At 68.5% G+C, this 13,732-nt stretch carries 11 protein-coding genes; 2 read left to right on the top strand and 9 right to left on the bottom strand.

Annotation, left to right across the window (positions count from 1 at the left end; genetic code table 11):
- Positions 1–99: 99 nt before the first annotated feature.
- The 8 genes from ABQJ54_RS11320 to ABQJ54_RS11285 all read right to left on the bottom strand — a co-directional run bounded on the left by ABQJ54_RS11320 (position 100) and on the right by ABQJ54_RS11285 (position 10,500).
- Positions 100–2,763, bottom strand: coding sequence for an ATP-binding protein (locus ABQJ54_RS11320; RefSeq protein ID WP_367854389.1), 2,664 nt, complete (start codon positions 2,761–2,763; stop codon positions 100–102).
- Positions 2,764–2,777: 14 nt separating this feature from the next.
- Positions 2,778–3,356: a potassium-transporting ATPase subunit KdpC gene (gene kdpC / locus ABQJ54_RS11315; protein ID WP_367854388.1), complete on the bottom strand. Its 579-nt coding sequence runs from the start codon at positions 3,354–3,356 to the stop codon at positions 2,778–2,780.
- Positions 3,357–3,366: 10 nt separating this feature from the next.
- Complete coding sequence (locus ABQJ54_RS11310; RefSeq protein ID WP_367854387.1) at positions 3,367–4,857, bottom strand: outer membrane beta-barrel protein; 1,491 nt, start codon at positions 4,855–4,857, stop codon at positions 3,367–3,369.
- Between the two features lie 80 nt (positions 4,858–4,937).
- On the bottom strand, positions 4,938–5,138 hold the full coding sequence (locus ABQJ54_RS11305; RefSeq protein ID WP_367854386.1) for a hypothetical protein: 201 nt from the start codon (positions 5,136–5,138) through the stop codon (positions 4,938–4,940).
- 138 nt (positions 5,139–5,276) lie between these two features.
- Positions 5,277–7,349: a potassium-transporting ATPase subunit KdpB gene (gene kdpB / locus ABQJ54_RS11300; protein ID WP_367854385.1), complete on the bottom strand. Its 2,073-nt coding sequence runs from the start codon at positions 7,347–7,349 to the stop codon at positions 5,277–5,279.
- A 3-nt stretch (positions 7,350–7,352) separates the two neighbouring features.
- Positions 7,353–9,173 carry a potassium-transporting ATPase subunit KdpA gene (gene kdpA / locus ABQJ54_RS11295; protein WP_367854384.1) on the bottom strand — a complete coding sequence of 607 codons (1,821 nt, stop codon included), beginning with the start codon at positions 9,171–9,173 and terminating at the stop codon, positions 7,353–7,355.
- Positions 9,170–9,262 (bottom strand): K(+)-transporting ATPase subunit F, encoded by a 93-nt coding sequence (gene kdpF, locus ABQJ54_RS11290; protein ID WP_181300560.1) that lies wholly within the window; start codon positions 9,260–9,262, stop codon positions 9,170–9,172. Before kdpF ends, kdpA begins: the two co-directional genes overlap by 4 nt.
- Before the next feature lie 266 nt (positions 9,263–9,528).
- Positions 9,529–10,500: a VTT domain-containing protein gene (locus ABQJ54_RS11285; RefSeq protein ID WP_367854433.1), complete on the bottom strand. Its 972-nt coding sequence runs from the start codon at positions 10,498–10,500 to the stop codon at positions 9,529–9,531.
- A gap of 156 nt (positions 10,501–10,656) precedes the next feature.
- Between ABQJ54_RS11285 and ABQJ54_RS11280 the strand changes: the two genes are divergently transcribed.
- Positions 10,657–11,658, top strand: coding sequence for a polyprenyl synthetase family protein (locus ABQJ54_RS11280; protein WP_367854383.1), 1,002 nt, complete (start codon positions 10,657–10,659; stop codon positions 11,656–11,658).
- Between the two features lie 146 nt (positions 11,659–11,804).
- Positions 11,805–12,371, top strand: a complete 567-nt coding sequence (locus tag ABQJ54_RS11275; RefSeq protein ID WP_367854382.1) for an NUDIX hydrolase — start codon at positions 11,805–11,807, stop codon at positions 12,369–12,371.
- Positions 12,372–12,750: 379 nt separating this feature from the next.
- Here ABQJ54_RS11275 and bla read toward each other — a convergent pair whose 3' ends face one another.
- A complete protein-coding gene (bla, locus tag ABQJ54_RS11270) occupies positions 12,751–13,638 on the bottom strand; it encodes a subclass B3 metallo-beta-lactamase (RefSeq protein WP_367854381.1) in 888 nt (295 codons plus the stop codon).
- Positions 13,639–13,732: the final 94 nt, after the last annotated feature.

Genomic DNA, 13,732 nt, shown 5'->3' with positions numbered 1-13,732 from the left:
CAGATTTTCGACGATTCGCCGTCCCATGGTAATTCCATGGGGCAAGAATCGGCGGGAATATGCACCGCATGGCGGGCTTTGCAGCCCGAATGGCTTCTGTCATCCAAGCTCCTGAGGCAGCGGCAGGGCGATGCGGATGGTGGTGCCGCCGCCTTCATGCGGCAAGGCCTCCACGCTGCCGCCATGCGCGCCGATCATGCCGCGGCAGATCGCCAGCCCCAGTCCCGTGCCCTGCGCGGCGCGGTCACCGCGCGACACCGAGTAGAACATGTCAAAGATGCGTGCGCGCTCCTCCTCCGGTATGCCCGGGCCGCGGTCGCCCACGTCCAGCAGCAGGTGCCCGCTCTCGATGCGGGCGGTCACCGTCACCGGCTGTTCCGGCGGCGAGAAGCGCGCGGCATTCTCCAGGATGTTGAACAGTGCCTGCTCGATCAGCGCGGGGTGCACATAGAGCAGCACGGTGTCGTGCGGCAGCGCGGTGTCCACCCGCACCGCGGGAAACAGCTTGCGCAGCCGGGTCACCGCAGCGGCCACGATCTCGGCCACGTCCACCCAGTCACGGTTGAGCTTGAGCGTGCCGTGGCCGAGCCGGGTCATGTCCAGCAGGTTCTGGATGTAGCGGTCCAGCCGCTGGCCCTCACCCAGGATCGCCTCCAGCAGTTCGCGGCGCTCGGTGGGCGGCAGCCTGTTTTCGTAATCGACCAGGGTGCCAGCGGCACCGATCATCGAAGACAGCGGCGAACGCAGGTCGTGCGAGACCGAGGAAAGCAGCGCGCTGCGCAGGCGTTCCGTCTCGCCCTGCACGCGCGCACCCTCCAGTTCTTCCGCCAGCCGCGCACGGGCCAGCGCCTGGCCGATGTCCTGCACCATCGCCAGCGCCAGGCTGCGGCGGTCCGGGTCGGGTTCGCCCGCGTCGCTCGGAAAGCGCAGCGCGGCCACGCCCAGCCGCTGCTCCTCGCTGCCCAGCGGCAGCAACCAGCACGGCGCGGCGTTCAAGGTATCGGTATAGCGGCCGGCGGGCGTGGCATGGCGCTCGCACCAATCGGCGGCGGCCAGGTCCTGCGGCAGCAGATGCAGGTCATGCGGCTCTGCAGCCATCGGCTGCAATATGCCGGAGGGGTCGCGAGCCAGCAGCGCAGTCTCGCACGGCAGCGCCTGCGCCAAGGCCGCGGCGCCCACCGTGCGGATGCCGGCGGCATCGGTGCTCGCGGCCAGCCGCTGGCCCAGCAGCAGCAGCGCGCGCGCCTGCACGTGCGCGGCGCGCAACGACTCCACCTGCTGCGCCAGCCGGGAGGCCAGCCGGCTGCACACCAGGGCGGCGAGCAGGAACAGGCACACCGCGAGCACGTCGTCGGGGCTGGAGATCTCCAGCGAATAGATCGGCGGGGCGAAGAAGAAGTTGTAGCAGACGAAGCAAAGCAGGGCGGTGTAGACCGCCACCGCCATGCGCGTGCGCACCGCCACCACCAGCACCGCGGTGAGGAAGATCAGCGACAGGTTGGCCACCGACAGGTAGTGCTGGCCGAGGAGGGCCAGCACCAGCGCACCCAGCGTGGCCAGAGTGCCATAGACGTATTCGCCGCGCCGGCCGAGGCCGCCCGGCGGCACCAGCCGCAGGCGCCGGCGCGCAGCCGCGCGCTCGGCCGGGGTGGCGATGATGGTGAGCTCCAGATGTGCGCCGCGGCGCAACAGCTGCTGGGTGAGCGAACGGCCCACCATGCGCGCGAACAGGCGTTCGCGGGTGCGTCCGAGGATGATCTGGCCCACGCCTTCGCGGTCGGCGTGCGCCAGCAGCTCGTCGGCGATGCTGTGCCCGCGCAGCACCACCGTGTCGCCGCCCAGGCGCCGCGCAAGCCGCAATGCGCTCTCCAGCTGTTCGCGCCGCGTGGCGTCCAGTTGCGCGCCCCGGTCCACGAACACCACGCTCCAGGGTGCGCCGCGCCGTTCGGCAATGCGTCGCGCCACGCGCACCAGGTATTCGCTCTGCGCGTGGCCGTCGATCGCCGCCAGCACGCGGCGGCGCACCGGCATCGCCGCGCCGCGCGCCAGCATGCTGCCGCGCAGGTCGCTCTCGACATGGCCGGCCACGGTGTCCACCGACAGCTCGCGCAGCGCGGCGAGGTTGGTGGGCGAGAAGAACGCATCCAGCGCCGCCGCCGCGGTTTCCGGCACGTAGACCTTGCCCTGCCTGAGCCGCTGGATCAGCTCGCGCGGCGGCAGGTCCACCAGCACGATGTCGCGCGCGCGGTCGAGGAAGGCATCGGGCACGCGCTCGCGCACGGTGACGCCGGTGATGCGCTGCACCTGGTCGTTGAGGCTTTCCAGGTGCTGCACGTTGAGCGCGGTATAGACCTCGATGCCGGCGTCGAGCAGTTCGGCGATGTCCTGCCAGCGCCGCTCGTGGCGGCCACCTGGGAGATTGGTGTGCGCCAGTTCGTCCACCAGCAGCACTGCCGGCTTGCGCGCCAGCGCGGCGTCGAGGTCGAATTCCTCGAACTCGCGGTCGCGGTAGTTCACGCGCCGCCGCGGCAACACCTCCAGCCCCTCAAGCAGCGCTGCCGTCTCCACCCGGCCGTGGGTCTCCACCAGCCCCGCCACCACGTCCACGCCCTGCTTCTTCAGCTCGCGCGCGGCCGACAGCATCGCCCAGGTCTTGCCCACGCCCGGCGCGGCGCCGAGGAAGATCTTCAGCCGCCGCTGCCGGTCGCCGTTGACGGCATCGAGCAAGGCATCGGCGCGGGCGTCGCGGGAGGCGTCGGTCATGCGCTTACGTTAGCTCAGTGCGCCGGCAGCGCGTCCAGCGCCAGGTTGAGTTCCAGCACGTTCACCCGGGGCTCGCCCAGCACGCCGAGCTGGTGGCCCCGCGTGTGGCGCGCCACCAGCGCCTGCACTTCGGCCAGCGGCAGGCCGCGTGCGCGGGCCACGCGGGCCAGCTGGTACTGCGCCGCCGCCGGCGAGATGTCCGGGTCGAGACCGCTGCCGGAGGCGGTGACCAGGTCCACCGGAATCGGCGCACGGTTGCCGGGATCGGCCGCCTGCAACGCGGCGACGCGCTGTTTCGCCGCGTCGGTCAGCGCCGGATTGGTCGGTCCGAGATTGGAGCCATTGGAACCCGTGCCGTTGTAGGCCTGCGGCGTGGTGGCCGACGGCCGCCCCCAGAAGTATTTCGGCGCGGTGAACGCCTGGCCGATCAGCGTGGAACCGACCGGCCGGCCATCCTTCGACACCAGACTGCCGTTGGCCTGCGCCGGGAAGACCGCCTGCGCCAGCCCGGTGACCAGCAGCGGATAGGCGATGCCGGTGATCACCGTCATCAGCAACAGCAGCATCGCGGCATTGCGCAACATCCTGCCCATGGTCGGCACCTCAGTAGTGGATGATCGCGTCGAGGAGGGCGACGGCCTGGTAGTCCTTCCTGCCGCCGTCGTAGGCATTCGCGTCGTAGGAATGCTCGTAGCGCAGCTCCGGCTGGATCTCCAGATCCTGCGTGACCCAGTGCGTGAGGCCGATTGTGTGGCTGCTGTAGCGCGTGGCATAGCCGGTGCGCTGGCCCTTCTCGTCGTCGTAGAACTCGTTGCGGATCGACAGCATGTTGCTGGGATCGATCTCGATGTTCAGGTAATTGACCACGCCGAACGCGCCGGCCTCGCCAGGCAGCGGCGAGGAGCCCGCCACGCCCGGCGTGCCGCCCGGGCCGAAGCCTGGGATGTTGCGGCCATACATGCGATAGGCCTCGGTGAGGATGTGCACGCGCTGGTTGAAGCGATGGCCCCAGGTCATCACGAACATCTGCACATTGTTGTAGTTGTAGTCGGAACGGTTGAGGCTGTTGACGCAGGGGTAGAGCATGTCGTTGTCGCTGGCGGACACCCAGCGCACGCAGGCCTGCAAGGTGGGACGCGCCGAGGCATTCCACGGCGCCGTGTCGTTGCTGGCGTTCACGCCCAGCTGCAACGTCCATTGCGGGTCGAGCCGCGTGGTGGTCATGACGCCCATCTGCGTGTACGGGTCCACCGTGTAGAGGATGGAATGCGTCATCAGGTAGTTCTGCGGCGAGAACTGCGCTTCGATGTCCGGCAGCGACAGGTAACGGCCGATGCGCACCACCATGCCCTGCGCCACCCACGGGATGTAGATGTCGCCGTAGAACAGCATCGGGTCTTCACCGTAGATCCTGCCGTTGAGCGGCTGGCCCGGCGCGGGGTTGTTCAGCAGCTGGTTGCTGAAGACGCCCTTCATGGTGGTGTAGTGGTAGTCGTAGCCGTACAGGTTGGAGATGTCGAAGCCCCAGTCGACATGATCGGTCTGCACGGTGTCCTCGACACGGGTGAGGTTGAACACCCACTGGTCGAACTCCGCGCGATTCGGGCGCGTGTTGTAGGAAAGCGGGTAGTTGCTGAAGCCCGACGTGCTCAGGTTCGCCGAAGGCGTGACCCAGCCGAACATCTCGATGCGGTTGCGCTGCATCCACTGGCCCAGCCTGGTGCAGCCCAGCGCCTTCTCCAGCGGATAGGTGGAGTTGGTGTCAGGCACGCCGATGGGCGCGGGTACGCCACCCAGCTGCCATTCGGAAGACGGGAACGGCGGGGAATCCAGCGGCGCGTCCGTGGCGCGGCGCTTCGGCGCCGGCGCATTCGGGTCGGCCGGCTGCGCGTCCTCACGGTACGCCGCGGCTAGGCGCGACAGGAAGCTGGCGGAACAGCTGCCGCTTTCCGCCAATGGCGGCGCTGGCGTCACCGCCGCGCTCTGCGGATCGACAACCGGCGGTGCAGCCGCCACGGCCGTAGCGGCCAGCGCACGCCCTGCCGGCAGCAGTGCCAGCAGCAGTGCCAGCGGGAGGATCTTCTTGTGTGACATACCTTTCCTTGTTGCATCGGCCCGCAACGGCCGCTTTCGGCAGTGGTCGAAGTCGCGGCCGCCGCAACGCGGCCGTCGTGTCAGATGCCGGCGTAGCCGCCCAGTACGTATTCGTTTTCTTCGCGGTTCGTCGCAGCGGCACTGGTTGCGTTGACTCCAGCCGGCACGCACGTCGGCATGGCGATCACCACGTCGTATTCGGTGTCGTTGGTCGATACGCGCAGCTCCATGTCCGGATACGCGTCGTCGGGCAGCGATACCGAAAGTTTCAGCGTTTGCATGATGGGTCTCCATGAAGTGGAGCCGTCATCCCGGCGAAGGCCGGGATCCAGGCTCCCCGGTACAACAAAGCAACTGGATGACCAGCTTTGCTGTTGTGAAGCGCCTCCGGCTTTCGCCGGAATGACGAGCAGAAGAAATCAGGCCAGTCCGCACAGGACCAGCAGCATGTCGATCAGCTTGATGCCGACGAACGGCACGATGACGCCGCCGAGGCCGTAGACCAGCAGGTTGCGCCGCAGCAGCGCGCCGGCGCCCAGCGCGCGGTACTTCACGCCCTTCAGCGCCAGCGGGATCAGGAAGATGATGATTAGCGCGTTGAAGATCACCGCCGACAGGATCGCGCTGCGCGGCGTGGCCAGGTGCATCACGTTGAGCGTGTCCAGCGCCGGGTAAGTAGTGGCGAACGCGGCCGGGATGATCGCGAAATACTTGGCGATGTCGTTGGCGATCGAGAAGGTGGTCAGCGAGCCGCGGGTGATCAGCATCTGCTTGCCGATCTCCACCACCTCGATCAGCTTGGTCGGGTTGGAATCCAGGTCGACCATGTTGCCGGCTTCCTTGGCCGCCTGGGTGCCGGTGTTCATCGCCACCGCCACGTCGGCCTGCGCCAGCGCCGGCGCGTCATTGGTGCCGTCGCCGCACATCGCGACCAGGCGATTCTCGGCCTGGATGCTGCGGATCAGCTTGAGCTTGGCCTCCGGCGTGGCCTCGGCGAGGAAGTCGTCGACGCCGGCCTCGGCCGCGATGGCCGCGGCGGTGAGCGGATTGTCGCCGGTGATCATGACGGTCTTGATGCCCATCCGGCGCATCTCGGCGAAGCGCTCCTTGATGCCGCCCTTGACGATGTCCTTCAGCTCGATCACGCCCAGCACGCCGAAGCCCTCGGCCACGATCAGCGGCGTGGCGCCGCGGCGCGCGATCTCCTCGGCCATCTGCTTCACGCGCGCCGGCAGGTGGCTGCCGATCGATTCGAGGTATTTCTCCACCGCATCGAGCGCGCCCTTGCGGATAGCGCGGCCGTCCACGTCCACGCCGCTCATGCGGGTCTGCGCGGTAAACGGTACGAACACCGCATGGCCTTCCTCCAGCTGGCGTTCGCGCAGGTCGAACCGCTGCTTGGCCAGCACCACCACGCTGCGGCCTTCCGGCGTTTCGTCGGCCAGCGAGGCAAGCTGGGCGGCATCCGCGAGCGCCTTCTCCTCGATGCCCGGCGCCGGATGGAAAGCCACCGCCTGGCGGTTGCCCAGGGTGATCGTGCCGGTCTTGTCGAGCAGCAGCACGTCGACGTCGCCGGCGGCTTCCACCGCGCGGCCGGAGGTGGCGATCACGTTGGCGCGGATCATCCGGTCCATGCCCGCGATGCCGATCGCCGACAACAGCGCGCCGATCGTGGTGGGAATCAGGCAGACCAGCAGGGCCACCAGCACGGTCAGCGTGATCGGGTGGCCGGCGCCGGTGGCCTGCACGCTGTAGATCGAATACGGCAGCAGGGTGGCGCAGGCGAGCAGGAAGATCAGGGTGAACTTCGCCAGCAGGATGGTCAGCGCGATCTCGTTCGGCGTCTTGCGCCGCGAGGCGCCTTCCACCATTGCGATCATGCGGTCGAGGAAGCTCTCGCCCGGATTGCTGGTGATGCGCACCACCAGCCAGTCCGACAGCACGCGGGTGCCGCCGGTGACCGCGCTGCGGTCGCCGCCGGACTCGCGGATCACCGGCGCGGATTCGCCGGTGATCGCGCTCTCGTCCACGCTGGCCGCGCCGACCACCACCTCGCCATCGCCTGGGATCTGCTCGCCCGCCTCCACCAGCACATGGTGGCCGCTGCGCAGTTCGCTGGATGGCACGAAGGTGATCGCCGCATTGCGATCGGGACCGGCCAGCTTCTTCGCGATCACGTCCTTGCGCGAGCTGCGCAGTGCGGCAGCCTGCGCCTTGCCGCGCCCTTCCGCCAGCGCCTCGGCGAAATTGGCGAACAGCAGGGTGAACCACAGCCACGCGCCGACCCAGAAGATGAAGCCGGTGGGCGCCTCGCCATGGCCGGCCAGCGCCTGAACCCACAACAGTGTGGTCAGCACGCTGCACACGAACACCACGAACATCACCGGGTTCTTGAACTGCAGCCGCGGCGACAGCTTGCGGAACGAGTCCGCGACGGCATGGAGGACCAGTTCGCGGTCGAGGCTACGGACTGCGTGAGTCGTCGAAGTCATGGATCAGTGCCTCGTGGCGGACATCAGGAATTCGGCAATCGGGCCCAGCGCCAACGCCGGAAGGAAGGTCAGCGCACCCACCACGATCACCACGCAGGCCAGCAGCGTGACGAACAGCGGCGTATGCGTGGGCAGCGTGCCGGCGGATTCCGGCACGTGCCGCTTGGCGGCCAGCGCCCCGGCCAGCGCCAGCATCGCGATCGCCAGCGGATAGCGCGCCAGGAACATGCACACACCCAGCAGCACGTTCCAGAACGGCGTGTTCGCGGAGAGTCCGGCGAAGGCGCTGCCGTTGTTGTTCGAGGCCGAGCTGACCGCGTAGAGGATCTCGCTGAAGCCGTGCGCGCCGGGGTTGGCGATGCCCGCCACGCCCGCCGGCAGCATCACCGCGACCGCCGTGCAGATCACCACCAGCGCGCAGGGCAACAGCACCGCGAGGCTGGCCATCTTCATCTCGTAGGCCTCGATCTTCTTGCCGAGATATTCCGGCGTACGGCCCACCATCAGGCCGGCGATGAACACCGCCACCACGGCGAAGGCCAGCATGCTGTACAGGCCCGAACCGACGCCGCCGAAGATCACCTCGCCCAGCTGCATCAGCCACATCGGCACCAGGCCGCCCAGCGGGGTGAGCGAATCGTGCATCGCGTTCACCGCACCGCAGGAGGCGGCCGTGGTGATCGCGGCGAACAGGCCGCTGGCGGCGATGCCGAAGCGGGTCTCCTTGCCCTCCATGTTGCCGCCGGCCTGCAGCGCCGAGGCGTGCTGATCCACCAGGTGCTGCGCCACCAGGCCATGCAGTGCCGGGTTGCCGGCCTGCTCGGCGGCGACCAGGCCCACCGTCAGCGGAACGAAGATCACCAGCATCGCGGCAAGGATCGCCCAGCCCTGTCGCCGGTCGCCGACCATCTGGCCGAACATCACGCACAGGCCGCCGGGGATCAGGAAGATCGCCAGCATCTCGATGAAGTTCGACAGCGGCGTGGGGTTTTCGTAGGGATGCGCCGAGTTCGCGTTGAAGAAACCGCCACCGTTGGTGCCGAGCATCTTGATCGCCACCTGCGAGGCCGCCGGCCCCATGGGCAGGGTCTGGGTGGTGAGCTGCGCGGGTCTGGTTTCGGGGTTGCCGGAAGCATCCTTGACGGGATTGCCGGCCGCATCGGTCACCGGCTGGGCATAGGTGCTGGTCTGCACCACCGGCACGTCCACGTATGGCCTGAAGTTCTGCACCACGCCCTGCGAGGCCAGCAGCAGCGCGATCACCAGCGAGATCGGCAACAGCACGTACAGCGTGGCGCGGGTCAGGTCGACCCAGAAGTTGCCGAGCGCACCAGCGCCGCGCCGCACGAAACCGCGCACCACCGCCACCAGTACCGCGATGCCGGTCGCCGCCGAAAGGAAGTTCTGCACCGCCAGCCCCAGCATCTGGGTCAGGTAGCTCATAGTCGACTCGCCGCTGTAGCCCTGCCAGTTGGTGTTGGTGGCGAAGCTGATCGCGGTGTTCATCGCCGAATCCGGCGCCACGTTGCCGAAGTGCTGCGGGTTCAATGGCAGCCACTGCTGCACCCGCTGCAGCAGGTACACGAACAGCAGGCCGAGCACGTTGAACAGCAGCATGGCCAGCGCGTAGCGCTTCCAGCCCATGTCCTCGTCGCTGCGGATGCCGCAGAGGCGGTACGTCAGGCGTTCGATGCCGCCGCCGATGCGCGTCACGCGGTTCGGTGCATCGGCGAACACCTGCGTCATGTAGCTGCCCATCGGCTTGAGCAGCAGCAACAGGACGACCAGGTACAGGCCGATCTGGATGAGATCGTTGGCAGTCATTCAAACCACTCCGGCTTGAGCAGGGCCACGCACAGGTAGGCGATCAGCAGCACCGCGATGACGGCGGCGATGGCATAGGCGAAATGCATGCAGACACTCCCGCAATGCGATGCGAGTGATGAGGCAGAGGGAACGGCGCGCGCTACTTGCGCGGGCGCAGCCGGTCGCAGACCAGCAGGAAGCCGAGCACCGCCGCGCTCAGCACGAACAGGAACAGCAGGTAGACCAGATCCATCGGCGTCGACTCATGGAAACGACGCCGCGCACTGTAAGCAGTGCCGCATATGAAAGGGGTAGCGATCCGCAGCCGGCGCGTATAGAACGCGTAAATTTTCCGCCGTCGGGAATCGTGCGTTCAGACCGTCGTAGTCGCGGGGTCGTCCGCGCCAGCCACCTGCACCGGCACCAGCCGCTGCACCGCGTAACCGGCCGCATCCCAGGCATCCAGCCCGCCCCGCAGCGGCCGCACGCGGCGATAGCCGCGCGTCATCAATGCCTGCGCCGCATGGGCGGCGGAGACCTCGTTCGGGCAATTGCAATACACCACCAGCTCGCGATCGAGCGGGATCGCGACGACGGCCTGCACGACGCCGTCGACATCGGTGAGCAGGGCGTCGGGGATGATCCGGTCGTCCAGCTGCCGGGCCACCGCCGAACGCACGTCGATCACCACGGGCGCGCGGCCCGCCGCGATCGCACGACCGAGTTCCTCGACGCCGATGCGGGCCATCCGCAGCGAACGCAGCAGGCGCTCGCGCCGCCACCACTTGACGAGCACGTAGGCCGCGAGCAGTGCCGCCGCCACCTCGACCGCCACCGTGCCGGCATTGGCGACGGCATCCAACACGCGGTCGACCTCGCCTGCGAAGGCGTAGCCGAGCGCGATCGCCACGCCCGCCCAGAGCAGCGCGCCCAGGCCGTCGAGCAGCACGAAGCTCCGCGGCGGCAGGCCCATCGCGCCGACCAGCGGCGGCGCCAGCATCGACAGGCCCGGCACGAACTTGGCGACCAGCAGCACCCGGCCGCGCCAGCGCTGGAAGCGCAGCTCCGACTGCTTCACGCAGGAATCCGGCGACAACGAGATGCGGCAGAGCGTGCGCATCACTCCCGCGCCGTAGCGCCGTCCCGCCAGGTACCAGGCCAGGTCGCCGAGCAGGCTGCCGACCAGCGCCGCCGCCACGATGCCGGCCAGCGGCAGGCGATCGCCCGCCGCCAGCGCGCCGGCCACGACCAGGGTGGGCACCGCCGGCACCGGCACACCCGCCTGCGCCGCCAGCACGTTCAGGAACACCAGCAACAGGCCGTACTGGGCGATCAGCGCAATGATTTCGTGAGCCATCGGATCGGATTCCCGCGGTGGCAACGAGGGCCGCCGCCCCATCATTGGGCCGGCCAGTGCGGCTTGCAATCACCCCGGGGCATCCCTGTCGCTGGTTTGCGGCGAGCTGCCTCTATAATCATCCGACCCGGACCGCGATAACCCATGAACTCGATCCCCGCCGACGCCAACCGCCCCGCCGACTTCGCCGCCGTGCGCGCGCTCGCCGACGCCGACATGCGGCGCATCGACCAGCTGATCCGCACGCGGCTGGCTTCCGACGTGGTGCTGATCAACCAGATCGCCGACCACATCATCGCCGGCGGCGGCAAGCGGCTGCGGCCGATGCTGCATGCTCTGGCCGCGCGCGCGGCAGGCTATCGCGGCGAGCAGCACGTCAAGCTGGCCGCGGTGATCGAGTTCATCCACACCTCCACCCTGCTGCACGACGACGTGGTGGACGAGTCCGGCCTGCGCCGCGGCCGCCAGACCGCCAACGCGCTGTGGGGCAACGCCGCCAGCGTGCTGGTGGGCGACTTCCTCTACTCGCGCTCGTTCCAGCTGATGGTGGAACTGGACGACATGCGCGTGATGCGCATCCTCGCCGATACCACCAACACCATCGCCGAGGGCGAGGTGCTGCAGCTGCTCAACATCGGCAACGCCGACGTGGACGAGGCCGCCTACCTCGCGGTGATCGAACGCAAGACCGCGGTGCTGTTCGCCGCCGCCACCGAACTGGGCGGCCTGCTCGGCGGCCTGCCCGCGGAACAGGTGACGGCGCTGCGCCGTTACGGCATGGAGCTGGGCTACGCCTTCCAGATCGCCGACGACCTGCTGGACTACACCAGCGACGCCGACACCCTGGGCAAGAACATCGGCGACGACCTCGCCGAGGGCAAGCCCACGCTGCCGCTGATCTACGCGCTGCAGAACGCCACGCCGGAACAGGCCGCCTCGCTGCGCCACGCGATCGAGCACGGCGGGCTGGATTCGCTGGACCGCATCGTCGCCTCGATCCGCGACTCGGGCGCGCTGGAGCGTACCCGCGAGCGCGCCGTCGCCCACGCCACGGCCGCGCACGAGGCCTTGTCCCTGCTGCCCGCATCGCCGTACCGCGACGCGCTGGCCACGCTGGCGGACTACTCGGTGCAGCGCACGTTCTGAACCTCGCCGCGCCCGGGATGCCCTGACCCGTTCAGCACAGGCTTCACCCCGGCATCTGAATTCGAAAAGCGGGGCCGGCCCGCATCCCTTGTGGGCCTGCCGTCGCCACGGCACCATGCCGGGGTTATCCACGCGACGCGATGCCGATGAATCCCCACGACCAGCCCCTGCCCCCCGATGCCGGCGCGCCGGAGGAAACCCTGTACCAGGGCCGCTGGCTGAGCCTGCGCAGGCGCGGGCGCTGGGAGTATGCCGAACGCAACAATCCCGGCGGCGCGGCGATCGTGATCGCGGTGACGCCGGATGACCGCGTGCTGTTCGTGGAGCAGTACCGCGTGGCGATCCAGGCGCGCACCATCGAGATGCCGGCCGGCCTGATCGGCGATCTCGCCGGACAGGAGGACGAGGGCATGCTGCTGGCCGCGCGGCGCGAGCTGGAGGAGGAAACCGGCTGGCGCTGCGGCCGCGTGGCCTTCCTGCATCAGGGACCGTCCTCGGCCGGTATGAGCACCGAGATGATCGCCTATGTGCGCGCGTTCGACCTGGTGAAGGTGGGCGCGGGCGGGGGTGATGACAGCGAGAACATCGTGGTGCACGCGGTGCCGCGCCTTGAGGCAGGCGCGTGGCTGTTTGCGCGCGCTGCCGAGGGGTATTCGATCGATCCGAAGTTGTTCGCGGGGTTGTGGCTGTTGGAGCACACGTCCACCGGTTGAACGTTTCGCGGTACATCGGCTTCGCCCCCTCTCCCCGGAGGGGAGAGGGCTGGGGTGAGGGGCGGGTGCTCGCGACGACCTTTCGCTTCCGCACCTTGGCTCGCCTGCGGCGGGCTTTCGGACGCCTGCCGGCGCCCGAGTCACTTCTCTTTGCTGGCCCACGCCACCGCAGGAGCGGTGGCGAACGGCGAAGCCGGCCCGAAGGGCGGAGGGCAGTATGCCCGGAGTCAAGAGAAGTAACCAAGAGAAATGGCCTGGTTCAATACGCCGGGATTACAAGCAGTGATGTCTCGAGGGCCTGGGAGCAACTCCCGCCTACGCGATACACGGCACGGCCACACCGCGCCGTATCTGGATGCTGAGGCAACGAGCTTGCGGCTCACTCTTTCGTTGCAGGCTCCTTCGCCAGCCGCGCGTCCAGGTTTTTCGCAGCGTCGGCGGCATAGTCGCGGCAGGATCGGGGGTCGACCAATGGGGCCACATCCGTCGGCGACTTGCGTTGCGCCACTTTCTCCCAGAAGCCGCTGGCATCCGGGTGCGGGGTAAGCAGGATGTCGCAAGGGAGTGCCGCCACGGTGGCGATGGCCTTGCGGAAGCTGGCCACGTAGGCGGGATGGTCGATGAAGCGGTAAGCCGGCGCGGCGATGGCGCTGAGGCTGTCGGCGTAGGCCACGTGCAGGCAGCGCTGGCCCGAGCAGGATTGCCAGGTCCACGAGGTGCTGCCCGGCGTGTGGCCGGGGGTGTAGTGCGCCGTGACGGCCACATGGCCGAGTTGCAGGGTCTCGCCGTCGCGTACCACGCGCACGTTCTTCAAGGGCACGTACCGGGGAGCCGAGCCGTATTGCGGGTCGCCGGGGTCGGCACCGCCGAGTTCCAGTTCGTGCGCACCGGCAACGCTCGCGAATATCTGTGCGCCGCTGGCAGCCTGCAACGCGACGATGCCGCCGGCATGGTCACTATGGGCATGCGAATTGAGGATCCATTTCACGTCGCGCACCCGGAAGCCGAGTTCGCGGATATGCGCCTCGATCTGCACAGCGGATTCGGGCAGGTCGCCGTCGAACAGCGCCAGTCCCTGTCCGGTATCCACCAGGATCGAGGAGAGGCCGTACGGCCCCACGTACCAGGTGTTGCCGTAGATGCGGAACGGCTTTTGCGGCGCGTTCCACCGGCTGTGGGCGATGCCGTGCGAGGGCTGCGCCGCACGGGCAACCGGCAGGATCAGGCCCAGCACCAGGGCGGCACCGATCAGCAAACGCAAGGGCATGGAAAGTCTCCGTGGACGCGGGTGTGCAGCATCGCCGCCGCCGCGGGCCTGCAGCTGGCACGATCCTGACATCTTGCCGACGGCGATCAGCGGT

This window comes from Rhodanobacter lycopersici (genome assembly GCF_040812335.1).
Lineage (GTDB): Bacteria > Pseudomonadota > Gammaproteobacteria > Xanthomonadales > Rhodanobacteraceae > Rhodanobacter_A > Rhodanobacter_A lycopersici.
This window is presented reverse-complemented; position numbering and strand designations above follow the sequence as displayed.